The sequence below is a fragment of the Methanosarcina barkeri MS genome (assembly GCF_000970025.1).
GTDB classification, from domain to species: Archaea; Halobacteriota; Methanosarcinia; order Methanosarcinales; family Methanosarcinaceae; genus Methanosarcina; species Methanosarcina barkeri.
Genome location: NZ_CP009528.1, coordinates 2,240,034 through 2,262,960, shown reverse-complemented (window position 1 = coordinate 2,262,960; position 22,927 = coordinate 2,240,034). Strand labels below are relative to the sequence as shown.

Annotated in this window: 15 protein-coding genes and 1 tRNA gene; 10 read left to right on the top strand and 6 right to left on the bottom strand. The window is 36.1% G+C overall.

What is annotated here, in order from left to right; translation table 11 throughout:
- Positions 1–102: 102 nt before the first annotated feature.
- Positions 103–2,493, bottom strand: coding sequence for a glycosyltransferase family 4 protein (locus MSBRM_RS09200; protein ID WP_048117595.1), 2,391 nt, complete (start codon positions 2,491–2,493; stop codon positions 103–105).
- Positions 2,494–3,586: 1,093 nt separating this feature from the next.
- Between MSBRM_RS09200 and MSBRM_RS09195 the strand changes: the two genes are divergently transcribed.
- Positions 3,587–4,228 carry a hypothetical protein gene (locus MSBRM_RS09195; RefSeq protein WP_230629167.1) on the top strand — a complete coding sequence of 214 codons (642 nt, stop codon included), beginning with the start codon at positions 3,587–3,589 and terminating at the stop codon, positions 4,226–4,228.
- A gap of 753 nt (positions 4,229–4,981) precedes the next feature.
- The gene (locus tag MSBRM_RS09190) at positions 4,982–5,668 is read left to right on the top strand and encodes a LiaF transmembrane domain-containing protein (RefSeq protein WP_052712786.1); all 687 of its coding nucleotides are present in this window, start codon (positions 4,982–4,984) and stop codon (positions 5,666–5,668) included.
- A 78-nt stretch (positions 5,669–5,746) separates the two neighbouring features.
- On the opposite strand, the gene MSBRM_RS09185 is transcribed toward MSBRM_RS09190, so the two are convergent.
- From MSBRM_RS09185 to MSBRM_RS09175, 3 genes are all read right to left on the bottom strand, one after another.
- Positions 5,747–5,819: transfer RNA gene (locus tag MSBRM_RS09185), tRNA-Gln, on the bottom strand.
- Between the two features lie 173 nt (positions 5,820–5,992).
- Positions 5,993–6,394 (bottom strand): hypothetical protein, encoded by a 402-nt coding sequence (locus MSBRM_RS09180; RefSeq protein ID WP_048117596.1) that lies wholly within the window; start codon positions 6,392–6,394, stop codon positions 5,993–5,995.
- 37 nt (positions 6,395–6,431) lie between these two features.
- Positions 6,432–6,761, bottom strand: coding sequence for a DUF2551 domain-containing protein (locus MSBRM_RS09175; RefSeq protein WP_048117598.1), 330 nt, complete (start codon positions 6,759–6,761; stop codon positions 6,432–6,434).
- Positions 6,762–7,606: 845 nt separating this feature from the next.
- Between MSBRM_RS09175 and MSBRM_RS09170 the strand changes: the two genes are divergently transcribed.
- From MSBRM_RS09170 to MSBRM_RS09140, 7 genes are all read left to right on the top strand, one after another.
- Positions 7,607–8,071, top strand: coding sequence for a hypothetical protein (locus MSBRM_RS09170; RefSeq protein WP_048117600.1), 465 nt, complete (start codon positions 7,607–7,609; stop codon positions 8,069–8,071).
- 2,248 nt (positions 8,072–10,319) lie between these two features.
- Positions 10,320–11,828 (top strand): polyphosphate:AMP phosphotransferase, encoded by a 1,509-nt coding sequence (gene pap / locus MSBRM_RS09165; RefSeq protein WP_048117603.1) that lies wholly within the window; start codon positions 10,320–10,322, stop codon positions 11,826–11,828.
- Positions 11,829–12,273: 445 nt separating this feature from the next.
- A complete protein-coding gene (locus tag MSBRM_RS09160) occupies positions 12,274–12,915 on the top strand; it encodes an ABC transporter ATP-binding protein (RefSeq protein ID WP_230669130.1) in 642 nt (213 codons plus the stop codon).
- Positions 12,916–13,392: 477 nt separating this feature from the next.
- Positions 13,393–13,779 (top strand): potassium channel family protein, encoded by a 387-nt coding sequence (locus MSBRM_RS09155; RefSeq protein ID WP_048117606.1) that lies wholly within the window; start codon positions 13,393–13,395, stop codon positions 13,777–13,779.
- A 270-nt stretch (positions 13,780–14,049) separates the two neighbouring features.
- Complete coding sequence (locus MSBRM_RS09150) at positions 14,050–14,376, top strand: CU044_2847 family protein (protein WP_048117608.1); 327 nt, start codon at positions 14,050–14,052, stop codon at positions 14,374–14,376.
- Positions 14,377–14,528: 152 nt separating this feature from the next.
- Complete coding sequence (locus MSBRM_RS09145) at positions 14,529–16,034, top strand: SIR2 family protein (RefSeq protein ID WP_230669128.1); 1,506 nt, start codon at positions 14,529–14,531, stop codon at positions 16,032–16,034.
- 138 nt (positions 16,035–16,172) lie between these two features.
- The gene (locus MSBRM_RS09140) at positions 16,173–19,883 is read left to right on the top strand and encodes an eIF2A-related protein (RefSeq protein WP_230669126.1); all 3,711 of its coding nucleotides are present in this window, start codon (positions 16,173–16,175) and stop codon (positions 19,881–19,883) included.
- Positions 19,884–20,552: 669 nt separating this feature from the next.
- On the opposite strand, the gene MSBRM_RS09135 is transcribed toward MSBRM_RS09140, so the two are convergent.
- Complete coding sequence (locus MSBRM_RS09135; RefSeq protein ID WP_048155457.1) at positions 20,553–20,900, bottom strand: beta/gamma crystallin family protein; 348 nt, start codon at positions 20,898–20,900, stop codon at positions 20,553–20,555.
- A gap of 560 nt (positions 20,901–21,460) precedes the next feature.
- On the opposite strand from MSBRM_RS09135, the gene MSBRM_RS20310 reads away from it, so the two are divergent.
- Positions 21,461–21,601: a hypothetical protein gene (locus MSBRM_RS20310; protein ID WP_155396456.1), complete on the top strand. Its 141-nt coding sequence runs from the start codon at positions 21,461–21,463 to the stop codon at positions 21,599–21,601.
- A gap of 167 nt (positions 21,602–21,768) precedes the next feature.
- Here the strand turns inward: MSBRM_RS20310 and MSBRM_RS09130 are convergent, their stop codons facing one another.
- Entirely contained in the window at positions 21,769–22,620 is an 852-nt protein-coding gene (locus MSBRM_RS09130; RefSeq protein WP_048155456.1) for a methanogenesis marker 8 protein, read from the bottom strand.
- Positions 22,621–22,927: the final 307 nt, after the last annotated feature.

The window sequence follows — 22,927 nt, the reverse complement described above, 5'->3', positions numbered from 1 at the left end:
ATCATGTTATTCTTGCTCCCCAGACATATTATTCTCTTATCCCTCAGATCATGTTATTCTCTTACCCTCTGGATCGTATACCCTTTTACTTTCTTCTCTTACTCAACCTGATTTGCTGACAAAAAAACTCTTTCTTTTCTGCAGAATTCTGCCATCTACCTCATCGCTTACCCTGGACTGCAATATAGTACTGAAAGCTTTATCCATATGCTTATTTAAAGAGTTTAAAGCCATAAGGAAGCAAATTATGGATTCTGCACCCTGGTTACAATTCATACCATCGCGGTTGAGCCCATCACAGACCGCGCCTGTGGAATAATCATACATAACAGTTTGCAAACGATTTCTTCCAAGGAAGTATTCAAAAGAATATCTTGCAAGTTCCAGATATCTTCTATCTCGTACAATCTCATAAGCTGAAACATAAGCTTGAGTCAGATAACCTGCTTCGATGGGCTGCTGGTCAAAAATAGGCTTTTCCCCATTGTAAGAATACCAGCCCTGGTTTCCAACAATGTCAAAAAAGTCACCGTTCCACTGAATCTCAGTAAGAAAATTCAGGGTATCAAGGCCGACCTTACGATAAGTTCGATCTTTTGTGTAATTGTATGCCAGTAAAAGGGATTCGCTAAGTTTTGCATTACTATAGGTTACTGTAGGTTCGAACCAGTTCCAATCTTCTTTATGGTTAGCCTCATATAAGTCGGCCAGAGAATTCGCGTGGCTGACAAATATGGATTCAAAGGTATCTTTACTTACAAGGGAGTCTACGGACTTGGCGGCGTCCCTGCGCGAATTAAATACCGATTCTAATTCATCGGTATCCACATCTGTTCTGAGCATTTCGTACAGGCCGCACATGGCATAGGCTTTTGCCCTTGGACAGTTAAGCTTCTCCATCTCGGGTCTAGCTCTACTCATAAGGGTATGAGCAAGCGTGCGTATATTTTTAGAAAGGTAAGGGCAGCTTACCACGTGCCCAAGCCCGTAGATAGCACGTCCGAGAGTATCCTCACTTCCCTTTTCGTCCAGAAATTCCCTTTTGTAGCTCATGAAGTTGTGGAAGTGACCCGTGTCGGTCTGGGCATGTTCAAGAAAACTCAGATATGTGGTAATTAACTTCCAGAACTCCTCAGCTTTCTTCTGGTTATCTATTAACTGTGTCAGTGCAACAAGAGCTCGACCTACGTCATCAGTACTATATCCGTAATGACGAGCCGGTACACCTAAATTGGTATGCTGGATAATGCCCACGTCGTCGGTTAACAATTTCAGGTAATCAAGTTTTACTTCAGGCAGGTGGTTCGGAAGGAAATTAAACTTTTTCGAGGTGGAGTAGGCACTGTAATTCTTTAAGGACCTGGTAAAAACCTTATTATATTGTTTACCTACGTTTTTCCACGTCATTTTTCGACCAAAATCATATGCCTTTTTGCGCATCTTATCACACTCTTCTGGATTTTCGATTAAATGCAAAAGAGATTTTCTTAAACCGCTCGTGTCTCCAAAATCTACAAGCAAACCGCGATTATCAGAAAGCATTTCCTGAGCATACCAGTATGGAGTGGAAACTATTGCTTTTCCCATACCAATTGCATAGGTCAGAGCGCCGCTTACTATCTGCTCTCTGGAAAGATAGGGAGATACGTAGATATCACTGGCAAGGATATAATTACAAAGTTCTTCTTTCTCGACAAATTTGTCATGGAATACTACATTTTTTTCAAGTCCGAGTTCTGAAACCTTATTCTGGAGGTATTGTCTGTATGTTTCTCCAAAGTTCTTTTTAATTATAGGATGCGTAGCACCCAGTATGAGGTAAATGAGCTCAGGGTACTGGCTTATGACTTCAGGAAGAGCATCAAGCATACTTTCGATACCTTTATTCTGGCTCAGCAGGCCGAAAGTTAAGACAAGCGGAGATCCCTTCAGGTTCAATCTATTTTTATACTTACTGCAGTTGTTAAAAGGGTAGTCAGGTACTCCGTGAAAGATTAATTCTATTTTATCCTCAGAAACTTTATAAACGTCTTTTAACATTTCGACTGCAGTCTGGCTCATTACGATCAGCTTTTCGGAATATCTGATGAGTTTTTCCGTGGATGCTCGATACTCAGGTTCAGGCTCCCGGATTACAGTATGCATCGTGCTTATCACAGGTTTGTTGATTCCTGATAGAAGAGCAAAAATATAGTCTCCAGCATTTCCCCAGAAAAGCCCAAATTCGTGTTGCAGGCATACGATATCAATATCAGATTGGTTTATATAATCCGCAGCCCGGTAATAATCCTCTATCCTGTCCCTCTGTATTTGAAAAACGACTTCTTCAGGATAATTATAGGTCTCAGAGGGATCGTTCAAAGCAATTACTTCACAATGAACGTCATTACCTTCTCCGGGAATTGAATTTAAAAGATCGGATGTGAATGTGGCAATCCCACACTCTTTTGGAACATAAGTTCCTATAAATAACATTTTCAATTGTTTATTCAATTAATACCCCCAAACTCAAAGGAACTCACTTGCGTTCTGTATTCTTACCTGTAGTACAGTTTTTCAGTCACATATTTGTATTCTCCGTGAAACCACATTATCCGATACCAATCCGCATACTATGCATCACAAAGTTTATTCTCTCTTGCATAAAGCTATATATATTTTTTATAAATATATGACTACAGTAAAAATGTATAGTCAAAAATCCATAAAATATAGCTGTATACCAGGCATAGGTAATCACTAATAACTCAGATAATTACTAAATAGCGATAGATTTATGATCCCACCCAATCACTCACTTCGCTAAACTTCAACAAAGTAGGTAATAAAATACTGATTAGACAATTGTATTCTATGCTATTTAATATTATTTATAAATATAATTGTTTGTGTTAACAGAAGAAGTCAAAAGAAAATTGTGGAAAGATAGTGTCTGAGAAGCAATAAGATGGTTTTTACTATCACTGTGTTTTTCCTCATCAACACCAATTCAATACTGAATTTTTGCTTTTGTTCCCTGTTTTTTCTGTCAGAATCTTTTTTCTTTCTTCTATTTAAAATCCTATAATATGATTACTTTTTCTCCATACTAGCTTTATCCAAATCTGAATGTAATTTAAGTATAAATAATGAAATATAAAACAAAAGCTATGGAATGATTCTAATTTTTGAGTAAGACACCTCGAGTTTTAGACTGGAGAATATAAAAATTAGAAATGTAAAAACATTTTAGAGTTAACTAACTGATGCATTACAGTTTAGATTCGCAGTGAATAGAGCTCTACCATAAAGAGTACAGTGAATAAATTTTTGCCATGCAAATATTTCAACTATGTTCTTTCATGCTGTTCCTCCCAAAAAAGAAACTTGCTGTTCAACCAATGTTTTTATAATAATGTGAACATTTAATTCACTTAAGAAGTTGTGTTAAGAAAGCTGAAATGTCTTTTTTACATACTCAGACTTTTACATTTAAGACCAACTGCTTTTCAGTGTAGTGTATATAGGAATCAAGGTATAGAAGTCATTAGCTGGGGGTTAGGAGACAAGGCATTAAAACCTGAAAAATAGTAATGCAGGTGATTGTATGAAAGCCGTCTTCAAAAATTATCAAGACTCTAATCTGGTAGGGAAAGTAGGGTTTTTAAAACTGATACGATATGAGCTGTTAGCTCTCACTATACGTGTCGGCCGTGCTATCTCAAAAATTCTCGATATTTGTGCCTTCCCTGAGCTTATGGATCATTTATGGCAAATTGTCAAAATTAATACCCGGAAACTTACTGCAGTAGAGGAAAAAGAAGCTCGAAGCATATTTGAAAACAGAATTAATTATCAAAAGGTGCATATCGACGAAGCTTCATTTCTCGCCTGGCTGGGGGCAAAGCTGAAGAGATGCTCAGGTATGGGGGTTGCAACCTTTCATACAGTCAACTTCAATAGAAAGCTTAACACAACAGCAGGCAGCTCAGATATGAAATGGCTTATACATGAATTAACCCATGTCGCGCAGATGGAACATACAGGTTCGCAATATCTGGTTGAAGCATTTCATGCGCAGGCAAGTGATGGGTATGCATACAAGGTTGGGGAAAAAAGGCACTTCCGTGAATATAATCGTGAGCAGCAAGCTTGTATTGTTGCAGATTATTACATTGCACGCTGTTCGGGCGGCTCAACTGCAGCTTATGACCCGTATATTGCAGAACTGAGAGCTGGGGATTTATAACCTTTAATAGAAAACATAATAGAACCTTTATAGGGCCCTTCTAAATCAGTACTAAAACTAATGGCATACAATGCTTATTTTGGATAATATGTATGCATTTAGAGTTTCCCCAATTAAGGTACACTCTAAAATCAATTTTTTAGATAACTAATCTATAATACTCGTTTAAATCAAGAAAAAAGCGAGATAACTATTTTATTCTTTTACAATATATGTTTATTTTTAAATAAGGCATCTGATGTCATTTTCATCCATACAAAATTTAATGTTACAAGTAAGGATAAATCAACGTTTAATTTATCAATTAAAGAGTACTTAAGCCATTTAAACAGCAAATAAATCATTTAATGAATGTGCCTTAACTGGGAGATGGCTGACACTACACTTAATTGGGCAAATAAGGTTTAATATCCCTTAAAAAACTAATCCTCTTTAAGAGGTCTAAACTTTTATAGAGCCTTTAACTACTCTTTAACTTTTCCAATTAAGATTCAAGATAAATATATAATTACATGAATTTGTTAATATATAATTATATATATTTTTCAATTAAAATATATGTGATTTAATAGTCGAAGTTGCTAAAAATTATTATAATAGTATGTACTTAATATGATAGAAAGACTGTTTTAAATATTGCTTAACGCATTGTTCAGGACAAACTCCAGAAAGTCTACTGTTGTAGTAAAGCTGAATAAATTGTTTAGATACGGGCATATAATTAAACCCTAAATTTTAATATGAGAGATGAGAATGACTAAAATATCATACCAGACAATGTTTGGAACTATTGTACTGATTCTTGGGGTTCTTCTCCTGCTCAGGACTACTGGAATATACGATACCATCCAACTGCTGGAATACATTCCCTCTTTATTTATTCTACTTGGATTTTATGCACTCTGGAAAAGCAAGTTTTCCAGTTTGTCAGGGCCTATCTTTTTGATAGTAGTTTTCACAACTCTTCAGTTATTTATTCTTGACATAATTTCCTGGGAAGCTCTCACAGACTGGTGGCCCTTGCTAATTATTGTTATGGGAATTGGAATTTTGACCGAAAGGAAGGGCCGTTTATCTGTTTTTAGAAAAAGTAATGAAACCATAGATCTATTTGCAGTCTTTGGTGGAGTGAGCAGCGCCAGTAATTCCAAAGGTTTTCGAGGTGGGGACATTACTACGATCTTTGGAGGAGTAGATCTTGACTTGAGGGATTCTAGCATTGAGAAACCACCTGCAAAAATAAATGTAGTTGCTCTTTTTGGGGGTGTTGACTTAAAAGTTCCTGAGAAATGGCAAATTGAGACGGAAGCGATACCGATTTTGGGTGGTATTGAAGACGAAAGACCAAGGAGTTCAATACGCAGAGAGAGCGATTCGGAAAAGCCTGATATTATAATTACAGGATTCATTGCATTTGGAGGACTTTCGATAAAGGACTGATTAACTTCATATGGAGCTAACAGTAGAATAAAAACTATAATCTTCGTGTCAAAAAAGTAGTTTATTAAGAATCATGTATAGCCCGGCACGGATTCGAACCGAGGTTGCAGGATCCAGAGTCCCGCATGATTGACCACTACACTACCGGGCTTCGATGATTTTTCGCTGTGGGGCGCATTTCTTTCGCCCTGAAGCGTATCTTCTAAAGGAAGATTTTATATAAATACCTTTCGGCTGAAGTGCCTGGGAATTTTAAAATTAAATGAAAGATTTAAATGAAAGATTTAAATGAATAAGTCAAATGAAAAAAGAAGAATTATTCTTTTAAAGGCTCTCCTCAGGCTGGTTGAGAACTGCGGTCCACCACCAGCTGGCCATATCTAAAAGATCCTTTGAGAACTGACCTGAAAGCCTGTACTCCTTATTTTTTATCGAAATCAACCCGGCTCCAAGCAGCTTGTTGCGCATCGCATAAAATGAAGCACGCCCGATCTGAAGTTCTTCAAGAAGGTTTTTCCATTCATTAGTCTGGATAGCACTTCCAGCAACCTGACGCTCTTCCACCAGAGTCAGAAACTTCTGACCTCTAGCAGCAGTGGCATCTTCTTGAAAAATGCGCCGCATAAGGGTGTAATATGGATCCCTTGAGTGGCTTATTCGAGAATTGGAATCCGATCTTACAACAATAGTCGTTGCCGTTCTGGGTGCGTTTTTAACGAGTGACATTGTCCATCAGATATTTTTGGGTGTAATAGTAAACTTATCAAGTCGTGAATTCAGTAGGTGCTTTAGGTGAAGTTACAATCTTCATTAGCAAGTCTACATATTCTTCCCTCAAAAAGTAAACCATAGGGGTTTTATAGGATTCTTTATGCGCCCTTAGAATTCCAAGCTTCGAATGGATATATCCTACCATGGATGCGACCGTATTTCGAGATACATTATACTTGCTTGTAAGCATTTCATGTAATTCGTCAATAGTCGCTTTTTTTACCTTGATGAAGATACACAGGATTGTCCTTCGATATCCACTGGTATCAACTTCTAGAAATTTCTCTAACCTGGATTTAATTTTAGCTCGGATGGATACCATTAATTACCACCTTTACTGATGTAGTAAACTATGTAAGTTATAGATCTATATATAGATTTTTAAATTTATTCGTTGTGAGGGGGATGGACACGAAAAAATTGATATCCATAAACAATTCTACTTAACTTAAAATCCAGTTTTTGTATACATAGTATGGTCTTTCTCTGATATATCGGTTTTTGTGCCCCACCCGCGACAAACATAATTTAAATATTTTATAAATATTTCAATGTAAATGTAGGCATTTTGCACATTTATTACTAATTTTTTAGTATACATGTTATATTTATAAAAATATAAACTCTCATTTTTAAGAGATATTTTTGAATACTCATTTAACATATTTATTAAGACGTGCTATTAGTTACTTATAACAATATATTAAGTTTGCGTTAAATTCACTAAAACGGTCCAGTTTTTACTGGTCCAGTTTTTACATGTTCCAAAAGTCATAACTACAATTTTCCGGACCTATATGAGAAGTTTAAAATTAAACGATTAAACGATTAACCTGCACAAAATCTCTAAAAACTCACTATACAAGCAAGTTTTTCATCAAAATGTTCTTTAGACGATGTATAAGAACAAGACAAAAAGTTTCAGATAAAATGTATCAGGTCGCAATGAGAATGTTGGAACTAAAATTTAAGTGGTGCGGTAATATAAAGTGATGAAACTGAAAAATCGAAGAGAGGAACCACCGTATGTCCTTGAAGCCAAAAGTCTGCATAAAAGGGGATTAATATTAATAGATATATAACCTTTACAAAGACAGAGAGTAAAAACTAAGAAAAGTCCAAAGCCAATAGCATTGACCCTCTCAACCTCATCCAGGAGTGAATAATATGGAATACAGCTATGATCTTAAAGGAAATGATCTATACATTGGAGAGAACCAGATACATGCTTATAGCCTGGAAGAAAATGAGATTGGTAACTGCACCAGATGCGACTCCATACTTATGAGCCTTAGCTATCACAAGGCGGGAGAAAGAACCATAGTAGTAACAAAATGCATTTCTTGCGGAGCTTTTTCTGCAAACATCTATGATTCTGAATGGAACTGGGTAGATGAGGTCCAGGTATCCTTGCTTCCAGTTCCAATTCCTATAAGTAATCAGAGGATCGATGACTGGAAAGGTCTTGAGTCAATTCCCATGAAAAAGCTTGAAGCCGTCTTCTCCAGAGGGGAAATCGAAGCTCTTTTTGCTAGGGCAAGAGATGAAACTCCCATCCGTCAGTACCTGTACAGGGCCCGTAAAAAATACAAACTTTTTGAAGAAATATTTGACCTTGAGCTGGCATTATAATTTAGTTACATATTTTTCCTATTTTTTGTAGAATCAAGCACTTTAATTTACTATTTATTAATTGTAATTGTATAATAATACAAAAAAAGAACATTTTTATACAGTTTATTATATAATAATTATTAAATTTATATTTTATAAATAAAAACATATTATATATTTAAAAATTATTAAATTAAAATATTAATTTTTAAATTATATTTTAAATAATATATAAATATAATTTATTTAAATCGTAAATTTATATTAGGTGATATTATATAGATTTAAGAGCATGAATAATTTTATACATAACTCAAATATATATAATTTTGAGCGATGAGTTTTATACATTTTTGCAGAAAATTAATTGAATTGTTAGTATGTTTCTTTATTAGTTTTTCACTTAATAAGTCTACACTAATAAAGTCAAAAAAGAATATATAAATATATGAACATAAAAAGGGAATATCATTTAAAATCTCCAATAAATATATAAGCAATATATAAAAATAAAAAACAGAACTGAAAAACTAAGAGAAATTTACAGTTAAATATACAAAAAACTAACTTATTCTGCAATGCCTATTCCCTTGTTTTCCTAATTATGTCTGGAAACTCCTGCTGAGTGAACAAAGTTCTACTTTTGTAATAAGTAAAATATCAGTTTATAACTTATATGCATAACGATGAAAGTATTTTATGTTGTTTGTTTTTTGAAACATTTTTACAGGTTCCAACCATCTAAAAATAAGTTTATTCTTAGGTACTATAGGAACACAACTGCAAATTTTTACAGAATAGTTTTTAGACCCTAATTTTGTGAAGTCACTTATTACAAGAACTATATGAATATGGAGTATTTGGCCGACAACCGGAAGAGTAAATACACAAAGTCATGAAAGAAAAAAGATGAAGAATCTAAAAGGTGTTTATGCCTATATACTATGAGAATTGGAACTATTTTCCAAGTAAAAAATAAAAAGGTCGAGATTTTGAAATGTAGTTATTCTTGTTTATTTTGTTACCATAAATATTATTAGTATATCTTTTGTCCAATTCATTGCTATGTGTTTTTGCTAAGATTTAACATAATTAGTGTACACCATTTGCTTAAAAGATTATATTATAAATATAGTATGATAATAATAATAATAATAATAATAATAATAATAATAATAATAATAATAATAAACTTTTATAAAAAGTATTAATCATAAAAAATAGATGTTATTTAAATATCTTTTGAAATATTTTTATGTGTGGAATTTTGAAACAAATTCATTTGTTTGTTATATATGTTTGTTTTATTGAGTAACTAACTTTAAAGATCTACTTAGATATATATTTTCTATTTAATAATCACTAAAATAATTGCTATTTGTAATACTTTTAAGAAACTATAATATAGTATATAATAAATTATAAACTTTAAAAAAGAGCGCTTATTTTGTGTTTATTTTTAAATTACTTAACTTAATGTATGTAACTTAATATGTAGTTTTTACATGTGGTTAATTATGTGGTTAATTTATAGCTGTATAATTAGTACATTTAAACATATATCTTAAAATGTTTCTAATTGTGTTAAGGGTAGGAAGTTACAAAATAAAATAGTTACTTAATAAGCTGTTTTGTATTGAATGTTTTTAACTAAGTATATATAATAATTTTTTACATGCTACACAAATTACATAGCATTGAAAACATATTTTAGAGCATAAGATAGTTTATAAAATATTGTAATGTGAAGTTAAGTATACGATAAAAATTATGCTAAAATAAATTGATATTTTAAATATTAATAGTTTTTCTAATACTATTTAATATAAACTATTAAACGAGTTATATATAGGAATAAAACTAAGGTATATCTAATAAAACCAATATATATTGGATAAACATAATATATATACATAGAATCTGTATATTATTAAGCTATATTTATAAAATAATTTACTGTTTTGTTTGTATAGACTCATAAAAGAGAACATTGCATGAAACGAATATTTTGTTCCGCAATCAAAAGTTCTATTATTTTTCATTAATCTAGTCTAAATATTCTCAACTTATTGAATCAGACAATTAATAATATGTTAATTGAAAAGAAGTTAACATCTGCAAGAAAGCAAAACTAAATTAATAATATTATATATTATATCTATTTAGTAAGTTATTCTGTCCTCTAAATTATATCTTATGAACTTGGTATCAATATTAATTAATACTGAGATACTTCTCTATTTTAAAAAAATAAACAGGGTTCCTTATGCTTGAAAAAATTGATCTCTCCAAAACAATAACAACTGCTGAGTACAAAAAAAATCATAAAGCATTTAAAGCCAAGCTCGGAGAACTACAGCGCAAAGCCTGGGATTTGAAGATACCTGTTATTCTCGTTTTTGAAGGCTGGCACGTATCCGGAATGGCAGAGGATATCAACCGTTTTATTATTTCTCTGGACCCCAGAGGATACGATTTTCACACAATGACCAAGCCCTGCTATGAAGAACTCCTTAAGCCCTTTATTGTACGCTACTGGTCCAGGGTTCCTGTGAGAGGAAAGATTGGAATCTTTGATAGGAGCTGGTACAGCAGGGCAATCATAGAGTGTCTGGAAAAGAACAAATCTGAAGAAGAACTGGGGAAATACCTGGAAGAAATAAACTATTTTGAGCGACAACTTGCCGATGATGGGTATCTTATAATAAAAGTTTTCCTTCACATCAGTGAAAAAGAGCATAAAGAACGTTTTAAAGACCTTAAAAAAGTTGATATCCCGATATTTGACGAGTACGAGGATGAAGCAAGGCAGGATCTTGATTTCATCCATAAATACAATGAGTATCTGCCGCTTGTCGAGAGGATCTTAGAGAAGACCGATATGCCTTATGCCCCCTGGACAATTGTAGAAGCTAATGACAGGAACTTTGCAACTTTAAAAATTATGACGACGGCCATCCATGCGATTGAAGCTTCTATTGAACAGGCAACTAGAATACCGGCTGAAAAGACCCTCAAATATCTGGATACTGAAACTCCAGAGGTCCCTCAGCTTAACAATTCCATCCTGGAAAAAATTGACCTCTCCAAAAAGATAGATGCCGATGAATATAAGAAATCAAAAAAATTATACCAACAAAAACTTACAGACCTCCAGTATAAGCTTTTTGAGAACAAGCATCCTCTGGTTGTGGTCTTTGAAGGCTGGGACGCTGCTGGCAAAGGGGGAAACATCTACCGCTTTGTAGAAAATCTAAATCCCAGGCTCTACAGGGTAGTCCCTGTGGGTTCGCCGAATGATATCGAAAAAGCCCATCATTACCTCTGGCGTTTCTGTGAAGGAATCCCGAGAGCCGGCCATATAACAATTTTTGATCGGAGTTGGTACGGCCGCGTCATGGTAGAAAGAATTGAAGGCTTTTGCAGCGAGGACGAATGGAAAAGAGCTTACAGGGAGATCAATGAATTTGAAGAAATCCTGACACAGGCCGGAGCAATTGTAGTTAAGTTTTGGCTTCACATTGATAAGGAAATTCAACTGGAACGTTTTAACAGCCGGCAACATGACCCTGAGAAAAAATGGAAAATTACAGACGAAGACTGGCGGAACAGGAACAGATGGGAGGATTATAAAATCGCAGTTGATGAGATGCTTCAGAAAACAAGCACAATAAATGCCCAGTGGGTTATTGTAGAATCAAACGACAAACGATACTCTCGAATCAAAGTACTGAGAAGTATTGTTGAAGCAATTGAAAAAGGACTGAAAAAATAACATTATTTTAATAAACTTTTTAATACGATTATTTTAATAAATAATTTTTAATAAAATTGCGTTTTGCTTTATTCTGAAATAATTTCAATTTAAACCTTTTTCATTTTTTCTTCTGCCACAACTCAAATAATCTCATCTCAAATAATCTCATTCCTGTTCTGAATTAAATTCAAAAATATTTTCCGAAACTCTTTTATATATTTTTAGACAGTATGTACTTATACTAAATTTTTACTTTGTGGTTCTTACTATAGCTAATTACTATATAATTTACCCTGATTTACTTTAATTTACTATAATATACACTAATATGTACTAATTTACTATATTATATTTTTATATTCCTTAATTTACTCTGATTTACTTTAATATCTATTAATTTGCCATATGATTGGCATTATATATTTATTTGCCTGTAAATATCGAGCTTTCAGGAGCCTTAAAGATGATTGAAGTAAGAAACCTTTCTAAATCCTACGGAAGTATAAAGGCAGTAAATGTCATTTCCCTTTCAATTGGAAAAGGTGAGCTTTTTGGGTTTCTGGGCTCTAACGGATCAGGAAAAACAACCATGATCAAAATGCTTACCGGTCAAATAAAACCAACCTCCGGTTCAGTTAGGATGCTGGGAGTGGATGTGCTCGAAGACCCTATTCGGGTTCGAGAACTTGCAGGTATTGTTCCTGAGCAGGAAACTCACTCAAGTTTTTTAACGGCCGAAGAATATCTATATTTTGTTGCAAAGATCCGGAAAATGGAAAACTATGAGAAAGCCTGTGAAAAATGGTTTGAATTCCTGGATTTTGGTGACCAGAAAAATTCACTGTGTAAAGACCTCTCAAGAGGTACAAGGCAGAAATTGATATTTGCCCAGGCTTTCCTGCATGAGCCGGAACTCGTAATTATCGTCGAGTCTCAAATCAATCTTGACCCTGTAGCAGAGAAAAGTAAAGAATTTTCTCGCAGGCCACGTGAAAAACGGAGGAACAGTTTTTATTTCAACACATATTCTCGAAATTACAAAACAGATCTGTACCAGCCATTGGGATCATTTATAAAGGAAAGCTGGTCTATACAGGCCGCCTGAACGATCCTGCCTTCAGGAAAGGAATTTTGAAGAGTTCTTCCTGAAACTGGTGAGCCAATCAGAGAATTCCGACATCGGTTTGATTACACCTGAACATTGTGCATAATAAAATTACAGGATGTGAGACTTTTTTATCACATAGAATTCACAAACTGTCACAAAAACGAGCGTAAAAATGGCGCAATAACAAGAGTAAAAATTGCTTCAAATAAAATCAGGTATCACAAAAACTAACGTAAATCCTGTCAATGTTTGGCCCGTACTATGTGCTTATAAACCTCGTGCTGATGCCTCCTGCCCTTTACTTGCTACGACAGAGCTTCAGGAAGTGGGATAGGATTGAAAGCCCATGTTTTTAAAAGTACCAGCAGTCCGGTTAAATGATAGCTTATGGATCTGCACAAATTTCTCGTTAATCTTTGATTGAAACTATAGTCTGGAGGAAAGATAACGATTCCTTTTCTTTTCACATTCTTGATGTTTATAAAGACATTAGGAACATTACTTAAAGATCCGAAGTTCAGGTCTCTTCTTTACTTAGCTGTGCTCACCCTTTCTGTAGGCACTATTTTTTACCATAGAGTTGAAGGCTGGAGATGGCTTGACTCATTCTATTTTTCGGTTATCACTCTGGCAACAGTGGGTTACGGGGACTTAGCTCCTAAAACAGATATAGGGAAACTTTTTACAGTGTTGTATATTTTTACAGGATTGGGAATACTGCTTGGTTTCGTTAATCCAATTGGAGAATATATTATAGATAAAAGATTCAAAGTGATAGAAAAGAACAAAATCGAAGGCAAAAAAGCTGAAAACAAATTTGATTTCTTCGGATACCTGGGAAGGTTCAGGGAGAAAAAATAGCGTTTATAATAGTTTATTACAGGAAAAAACGTGTTGAGAAGAACCGTGATGAGAAGAACTGCTCTACTTACAGTTTTTCTGGCAAAAAGCAAAGATAAAGGATAAATTTTTTATAAATAATTTTAATTTTTTATAACTAGCTTTTTATCTGTATTTCTGACTTCTTTTTCTTGTTAATTCAATAATTATTTCCTCTATATTTATAAATATACTTCAATTATTCAATAAAAATGCTGCACTGAATATAAATATTTCAAATTGTGATATTCTATGAAACGCCTTGTAAAATTTACTCTGGAAGACGGTAGTACTGTATTAATCGAAGCAGAAGAAGCTGAAGTTGAAGAGGAAACAACTCGTGTTTCACGTTCATCTACATCTCATGAGATAGTAAATATCACAAATCAGACATTTGAAGAATCTCTTGGTATTGTAAAGCCTGTTGCTAATACCGTATTGAATCGGTTAAAAGACATCAGTAAGCAACCGGAAGAAGTTCAAGTTTCTTTTGGTATTTCAATGGATTTAAAAGCCGGTATGTTTATAGCAGCAGGTACGGGTGCTAATTTTAATGTGACTTTGACCTGGAAGAGTTGAGAAAGAGAGGAGTTGAAAACATTTCCATTCTGTCCTGATTTTTATCTGCTTACAAGACACAGGTGAGTGGAAATAAAGGTTATTGGGGGAATAAACACGAGAAAAACTGAGAAGATAATTTAACTTTCTGGAAGGTGTTCATAATACCAAAAATGCTGGAGGAGAAGGATTGGGACATTCTTCTTAAGAGAATCAAGAATGGAAAGTGTACTCCTTTTCTCGGATCTGGAGCCTGTTCTGAAAAGATTTCTGTTATTTTCCAGATTGCAAATGAGTGGGCAGAAGAGTATGACTACCCAATGGAAGATTCTTATAACCTGGCACGGGTGGCTCAATTTGTGGCTGTGACCGAAGAAGATGAAATGCTTCCAAGGGATGAGATTTGTAATAGAATCACCGAACTGTCAAAAGAAGTCACGCCAAAATACTTTGAAACTCCTGATGAAATTCACGGAGTACTGGCCGATCTCCCACTTTCAGTTTATATTACCACAACTTACGATGACCTTATGGTGCAAGCCCTTAAAAGCCGTGGCAAAACACCAATTCAGGAAATATGTCGGTGGAATGAATACCTGATACAACGCAAACCAACGCCACTAGACTTCGACCCAACTCCAGAAAAACCTTTAGTATATCACCTCCATGGCTGCTATAAAATACCAGAGTCACTGGTTCTAACAGAGGACGACTATCTGGACTTCCTTGCTGCCATTTCAAAGGATCAAAACCTGCTTCCGCTACGTATTCAGGAGGCATTTACAGGCTCATCTCTTCTTCTTATAGGCTACAAGGTAACTGATTGGGATTTCCGTGTTCTTTGCCGGATTCTTGATGAATACTTAGAAATAAGCATGGGTAGAAAGCACATATCCGTGCAGCTCGTACCAGGGAATGTTTCTGAGACCCATGAAGAAAAAGCTCAGAAATATCTGGATCGTTATTTTGAGGATCTTCATATTCAGGTATACTGGCACGATTGTCATGAATTTTCTGCAGAATTGAAAACACGATGGGAGACTTTCAATCGTGATACCACAAAAATACATATCAAAAATGGACGGTCTTTTCCAATTAAAGAAAAATCCGGTAAAGTTTCGATACTCTTCTTAGCAGCTGATCCCACTAATGAATCTCGCCTGAGACTTGGTGAAGAATTTCGAGAGATTCAAGAAAAACTGAAATTGGCTAAATTTCGGGATCGCTTTACATTAGAATTGCCACAATTGTCAGTTCGTCCATCAGATACATCCCAGGCTTTGCTTGATACACAGCCGCAAATCGTCCATTTTTCCGGTCATGGCACACCTACAGGTGCGTTATGCTTTGAGGATTTGGCAGGGAAAGCTCACCCAATCGAGCTCGATGCTTTGGCTGCATTATTTGAACAATTTAGTGATCACGTGAATTGTGTAGTATTGAATGCTTGTTACGCAGAGATTCAGGCAAAAGCCATTGCTAAACACATCAAATATGTCATTGGCATGAACCGGGCAATCGGTGATAAAGCTGCTATCGCCTTCGCTATTGGTTTTTACCAGGCATTAGGAGGAGGACGTAGCATTGAAGATGCATATAAATTTGGGTGTATACAAATCCAGCTACACGGCATTCCAGAGCATCTAACACCGGTTTTAATAAAGAAGGGTCAGTCGTAATTGTCACAACCCAACAAATAAGGATTAAGACGATCAGATTGTCGTTTAAATTCCAGGTTTAAATAAGCTCCGGGGGGTTAAGGATGATATACCATGAATTTTCTGCAGAATTGAGAACACGATGGGAGGCTTTCAATTGTGGAACCTGAATTCCAGGCTTACGTGGGCCCTCGACCTTTTGAACAGGAAGATAAATTCATCTTTTTCGGAAGAGATCGTGAAGCTCGGGATCTCCTTTCCATAGTCATTGCACATAATCTGGTTCTTGTCTATGCCCAGTCTGGTGCAGGTAAGACTTCCCTTCTCAATGCAGGACTTATTCCCCTTCTTGAGGAAAACCAGTTTGAAGTTTTCCCTGTAGCTCGAGTTAAAGGCACAATTTTGGAAAATATAAAACCTGACGAGATTTCGAATATATATGTCTTTAATACTCTCACAAGCTGGGTTGAAGATGAATATGATGTTGAGCGCCTGGCTAAAATGAAACTTGTTGATTTTTTGACTGAACTGGAGCATATGCTGGACGAAGATAGCATGCCTTTACCCCGTGCAATTATCTTCGATCAGTTTGAGGAAATATTCTCTTTATATCAAGACCGCTGGAAAGATAGAGAGGGTTTTTTTGAGCAAGTAAGTGCTGCTCTGGAAGCAGATCCTCTTTTAAGGGTGGTTTTTGTCATGCGGGAAGATTTCATAGCCCAGCTAGACCCTTATGCATATCTTCTTCCCGAAAGATTACGGACGCGTTTTCACATGGAACGTCTTCGCAGTGAGGCTGCCCTTCTGGCAATCAAAGAGCCTTTGAGATATACTGGCCGCTCTTTTGCAGAAGGCGTGGCAGAAAAACTTGTTGAAGATTTGCTAAAGATTCGAGTTGAAACGACACCTGGAGAGACAGCTGAGGTAACAGGAGAATTCATAGAGGCTGTGCAGCTTCAGGTAGTATGCCAGAACCTCTGGCGAGAATTACCTCCAGATGTAACGCAAATTACATTTCAGCACCTGAAAACCTATGGCAACGTAGAACAGGAACTTTACAGATTTTACGAAGAGGCTATAAGGGCAGCTGCAGAGAAGGCACACATTGATGAGGAAGGGCTGCGCAGACTTTGCGGTGAAGTGTTAATAACGGCGATGGGAACTAGAGGGATGGTGTACAGAGCTCCAGAGTTCACCTGTGGTGTTTCCAATGCAGCTATTGATGTGCTTGAAAGCATGCACCTCATTAGAGCAGAGTGGAGGGCAGGTGCACGCTGGTATGAGCTAACACATGACGGGTTTATCAAACCAATACAATCTTCTAACAAGGTTTTTAATGATAAACTGGCAGATAAAAAACGGGTAGAGAAAGAGCGCGCAGAGAAAGAACGCGCGGAGAAAGAATGGGCTGAGAAAGAGCAGCTAGAGAAAGAACGGTTAGAGAAAGAAAGAGCAGAGAGAAAACGAGTAGAAAAAGAACTACGAGTAGAGAAAGAACTGGCAGAGAAAGAAAAGCTAGAGAAAAAAGGACTCGCGGCTTTTTCTATTATTGTTTTAATTCTAGCTGGATTCGCATTCTGTGAATGGCAACAGGCAAAAGAAAATGCTGAAAAAGCTCTTGCTTCGGATTTAAATTTAAATTCCAACCGTCTTCAGGGAGACCCCGGAAATCTAGATAAAAGTGTTCTTCTTGCTATCGAATCATTTAAAATTCATGTAACATCGACTGCTGATCATTTAATACGTCAGGGATTATTGTTCATACCTCATCGTGTTATGATTCTGAAACATGGTAGTGATGTGAATAATATTGTTTTCAGTCCTGATGGAAAATACGTTGCAACGGCGAGCAATGACAATACAACACGTTTATGGGATGCATATACAGGTAAACAAATCTTTGTTCTGAACCATGCTGGTCCGGTGCGTAATGTTGTTTTCAGTCCTGATGGAAAATATGTTGCTACGGCAAGTGATGACAAAACAGCACGTTTATGGAACGTATCTACAGGTAAACAAATTTTTGTTCTGAACCATACTGGTAGGGTAAATAGTGTTGTTTTCAGTCCTGATGAAAAATACATCGCAACGGCAAGTAATGACAAGACAGCACGTTTATGGAACGTATCTACAGGCAAACAAATCTTTGTTCTGAACCATGCTGGTCCGGTGCGTAATGTTGTTTTCAGTCCTGATGGAAAATATGTTGCTACGGCAAGTGATGACAAAACAGCACGTTTATGGAACGTATCTACAGGCAAACAAATTTTTGTTTTGAACCATGCTGGTAGGGTAAATAGTGTTGTATTTAGTCCTGATGGAAAATACATTGCCACAGCGAGTTCTGACAAAACAGCAGGTGTATGGAATGCAGCTACAGGTAAACAAATTTTGGACCCCCTCAAACACGATGGTCCAGTAAATAGTGTTGTTTTTAGTCCGAATGGAAAATATATTGCTACGGCGAGTGATGACAAAACAGCAGGTGTATGGAACATGACTACAGGTGAAAAAAATTTTGCCCTATTAAAGCATGATGGTTCGGTAAATAGTGTTGTTTTCAGTCCGGATGGAAAATACATCGCAACGGCGAGTGCTGACAATACATCATCTGTATGGAATACAATTACAGGTGAAATAAATTTTGTTTTGAACCATGCCGGTTGGGTAAATAGTGTTGTTTTCAGTCCGGATGGAAAATACATCGCAACGGCGAGTGCTGACAAAACAGCACATTTATGGGATGTATCTACAGGTAAACAGATTTCTGTTCTGAACCATGATGGTCCGGTAAATAGTGTTATCTTCAATCCTGATGGAAAATACATTGCTACGGCGAGTGCTGACAATACATCATCTGTATGGAATACAATTACAGATGAAAAAATATTTGTTCTAAACCATGCTGGTTGGGTAAATAGTGTTGTTTTCAGTCCGGATGGAAAATACATCGCAACGGCGAGCAACGACAATACAGCACGTTTACGGGATGAATATACAGGTAAACAAATCTTTATTCTGAACCATGCTGGTTGGGTAAATAGTGTTGTTTTCAGTCCGGATGGAAAATACATCGCAACGGCAAGTGCTGACAAAACAGCAGGAGTATGGAATACAGCTACAGGTAAACAGATTATTGTTTTGAACCATAATGGTCCGGTAAATAGTGTTATCTTCAGTCCTGATGGAAAATATATTGCTACGGCAAGTGATGACAAAACAGCATGTCTATGGGATACAGCTACAGGTAAACCAATTTTTCCTCCTCTGAACCATGCTGGTAGGGTAAATAGTGTTGTTTTCAGTCTTGATGGAAAACATATTGCTACGGCGAGTTACGATAATACAGCATGTCTATGGGATACAGCTACAGGTAAACAGATTTTTGTTTTGAACCATAATGGTCCGGTAAATAGTGTTGTTTTCAGTCCTGGTGGTAAATATATTGCTACGGCGAGTTTTGATTATACGGCACGCGTATGGGATACAACTACTGGTAAACAAATTTTTGTTTTGAACCATAATGGTCCGGTAAATAGTGTTGTTTTCAGTCCTGATGGAAAATACATTGCTACAGCAAGCAATGATAATACAGCACGTTTATGGAACGTATCTACAGGCAAACAAATTTCTTACTTGGGACATGATAGTGGTGTGAATAATGTTGTTTTTAGTCCTGATGGAAAATACATCGCAACGGCGAGTGTTGACAGTACGGCAAAGTTGTGGACAGCAAAGTTATGGATATCTGATACAGAAGATTTGATAGACGAAGCTAGCAATCGTCTAACCCGTAATCTTACGCCAGATGAATGGAAAGAATATATGGGTGATGAGTCTTATCGCAAGAGATTTCCAAATTTACCGTAAATGTTTGAAAATATAGGCTTACGCACCAAATGTATGAAATCAAGTACATTCGGCGTTGTTACTGATTTCGAGGCTGTCTTAAAATTCAAATCATTTATACAATTGGATAATGGGCAACGTTCCGTTTAAATTCATATTACGCACTAGATGTATAAAATCAAACACAATAAACATCATGGTTTAAACTTTCGTCTTGGACATTAATAGTTTAACACTCCGTTTATCAATTTAAATGCATAAGTCCTATCCCAACTATAGAACCAGATTTAATTTTAAGACACACTCTTAGTATTTTATAAAATTGGAAGTTTAATCCCGGGACGTATACATTTGAGTTACAAAACCAATAGCATTAAACTCACAACTTTCGGAAAATCAACTTTTAATTACGACGTATACCGCGCTTCTACTGTACTCATTTCAGCTTATGCAGAGAGCATGCGAGATTAAAGTAAAAGATGGAAAAAGAGTTGAATGTAAAAATACACCTGTAAGAGAAATAGGGATTATAGATTCAAATTGAACACTACAAGCTCTTCTAACTTTCAGTGCTTTAAATCATCAAGAATATAACACTGGACAACCAATTTTTATGGACGACCAATTTTTATTCAACCATGTTAATTTCTACGAAAGATTGTGTTCTAGGAAATACTTTTTTAAATTTAATTAACTGACGAGTTTAAAAGACGAAATTGAATCGTCGGGTATACCAACACTTTCCACAGAGGCATATTCTCCTGGTCCAAAATCCCAATAGCGGCCTCCATAATTTATATATTCATAGAATCGCCATGTGCCTGACTTGACCTTAATTGATGATATTTTGTCGTTCAGGTTACCTCCCGCGCTTGGTTGATCAGAAGTAGCGTCAAAGCTTTCTCCCCCAAAGTTAACATGCTCATATACAATTACTTCTGCTGCACTTACTGTCCCGGCTGTTGCAGACATCATAAAAAAGGCCAGCAGTAAAACATACAATGTCTTCCTCACTGCATCGAATATCTCTTTTCCCATACAATACCATACTCCCAAAATTTATGTTTAACACTGTTAAAATATAGGTTTAATACTTTTTTAATTTTTCAATCATTTTTTTACTGGCAGATAGCTTGATATTGTCAAAATTAAATCATTTTTGTGAATCATTTTGTAGGTACCGCAACCAGATTGTGACCTCAAGTTATTGAACAGATATGCACTCAAAGTATAAAATCAAGTACAGTAATCATTAAATGCTACCGTTTTTCGGTTCAAATGCATGAGTCTTATCCTATAGAATCAAGTTTAATTTTGACATGCTTTTAGATCTCAAATTCGGAATGACAACTCGATGATGGAAAATTTCTTTAAAATTTTTATGTATGTAAAAATAAAGGTTAGTTTTGGGAACGAGTTCTTCAATTGTTATTATTCCAGATAAATTGAAAATACAGCTGAGGTTTAATGCTATTGATCTCTTAGTTCATTCTCGTAAGTCCTATGATAAACAATCATTTGGGCTGGAAACTTATATATAACTTTATGACAGTATTCTCAAACACTTATTTAATATAATAACTAGGAGGTGTTTTTAAATGGCAAAAAAATCTACAATAGGCGACAGTCCAAAAGCCGGTGCACCCAGTGGAAAAACACAGACAAAGGTTCCAGCCAGTAAGTCGTCAAAGAAGGAAAAAGCATCCAAGCCAGAAAAGCCAGGAAAGAAAGAAAAGTAATTGGTATAAACCAGTTCGTCAGGCATTAGCTTATCACTTCAGCCGACATCCGGAAAACATGGATTACAATAAAATTTCAGAATCTGTAACATCTTACAAAAAATCATCAATCTTATTATATAACAGATATAAATAAGTAAATAAGCTACTGCCTGAGATTACTCTCCTTAAACAAGATTCTTCGGCTGCTTATGTGCAGGCAGCACAGGCAGCTTCATAGTATTGATCAGAATTGGGCTCTGAATATCCTTTGCCCTCTCGATTACAAGTTCTTTTCCTTTCTGAGTGAGGGCAAAAAGTGGGATTGCAGCTGCAACCTGAACAAGAGGCTTTGCAAGTTCCCTTATGTGCCTGGAAGCACAGCTAATTACGATATCTGAGTTTTCAAGAATTTCCTGAGCTTCTTCCCTGCTTAGTCCCGTAACATGTACGGCAATTATTATCAGGTCAAGACCAAGTTCGGTTTCAAGCTTTCTCAGGTTTTTTGCGGTTTTTGGGTCGGCTACGGTTACTGCGATCCTTCGGTAGCCAAGTTCGGAAGCTTTCCTTACTCCACCTGCCGGATTAATGACTGCGGTTGAGGGATCAAGCACAGTTCCTCCACGCTCTTCAATTCCCTTAATAACCGCATCTATTGGCTCGGTTTCAACCAGACCGGACATCCTGCCTCCAATTCCCTGGACCAGGGACGGATTACCTGAGATAACGGTCCCTGCGCCATCACAGGCGGTTACGGTTGTCTCAAGAGAACTACTGTTGAGACCACTCATCATTACTTCTGAAGCGCCAAAAGCAACAACGGTTGTTTCAAACTCGAGCTTACGATTTTCTGTAAACATTCCTAACTCGCTGATCCTGGACTCCATATTTTTCCGGATTTCCTCCGGAGTCATCTTCTGGACTCCCCGCAGCTTGACAAAAAGTGGGCACCGTTCGACTTCAGGGGCTCCGACTTCCACAACCTTGCCGTCTTTTACGACTACTCTGGCTTTACCCATCATTTCCATTATGTGAGGCATTTTAAACACACCTTCCGGAATTGAAGAAATAGTATTACTTATATTCTGATTCTTGCCTAATTACTCTAACTTTTAATATGGTTATTTTATCTCACAAACAATATGATCGGCAGTGTCACACAAGTTCTATAAATTTGGAATTACTCTCATCCCCTTATTCTTCGCCGCTAGAATAGAATTTTTCGCTTCTTCTGATGCATAACTTTTGCCGAAAAAACTCGGTAATTAAACAAAAAACATAACTTTGTCAACATTCATTAACTCGCAGTCAGTTTTTTTATAGCAGAAGAAGTAAGTTAAGCCAGTT

Coding starts and splice junctions, on each gene's coding strand:
- MSBRM_RS20310 (WP_155396456.1), top strand. CDS start 21,461: ATGGCAAAAAAATCTACAATAGGCGACAGTCCAAAAGCCGGTGCACCC.
- MSBRM_RS09150 (WP_048117608.1), top strand. CDS start 14,050: ATGAAACGCCTTGTAAAATTTACTCTGGAAGACGGTAGTACTGTATTA.
- pap (WP_048117603.1), top strand. CDS start 10,320: ATGCTTGAAAAAATTGATCTCTCCAAAACAATAACAACTGCTGAGTAC.
- MSBRM_RS09160 (WP_230669130.1), top strand. CDS start 12,274: ATGATTGAAGTAAGAAACCTTTCTAAATCCTACGGAAGTATAAAGGCA.
- MSBRM_RS09130 (WP_048155456.1), bottom strand. CDS start 22,620: ATGCCTCACATAATGGAAATGATGGGTAAAGCCAGAGTAGTCGTAAAA.
- MSBRM_RS09190 (WP_052712786.1), top strand. CDS start 4,982: ATGACTAAAATATCATACCAGACAATGTTTGGAACTATTGTACTGATT.
- MSBRM_RS09145 (WP_230669128.1), top strand. CDS start 14,529: ATGCTGGAGGAGAAGGATTGGGACATTCTTCTTAAGAGAATCAAGAAT.
- MSBRM_RS09135 (WP_048155457.1), bottom strand. CDS start 20,900: ATGGGAAAAGAGATATTCGATGCAGTGAGGAAGACATTGTATGTTTTA.
- MSBRM_RS09195 (WP_230629167.1), top strand. CDS start 3,587: ATGAAAGCCGTCTTCAAAAATTATCAAGACTCTAATCTGGTAGGGAAA.
- MSBRM_RS09180 (WP_048117596.1), bottom strand. CDS start 6,394: ATGTCACTCGTTAAAAACGCACCCAGAACGGCAACGACTATTGTTGTA.
- MSBRM_RS09155 (WP_048117606.1), top strand. CDS start 13,393: ATGTTTATAAAGACATTAGGAACATTACTTAAAGATCCGAAGTTCAGG.
- MSBRM_RS09170 (WP_048117600.1), top strand. CDS start 7,607: ATGGAATACAGCTATGATCTTAAAGGAAATGATCTATACATTGGAGAG.
- MSBRM_RS09175 (WP_048117598.1), bottom strand. CDS start 6,761: ATGGTATCCATCCGAGCTAAAATTAAATCCAGGTTAGAGAAATTTCTA.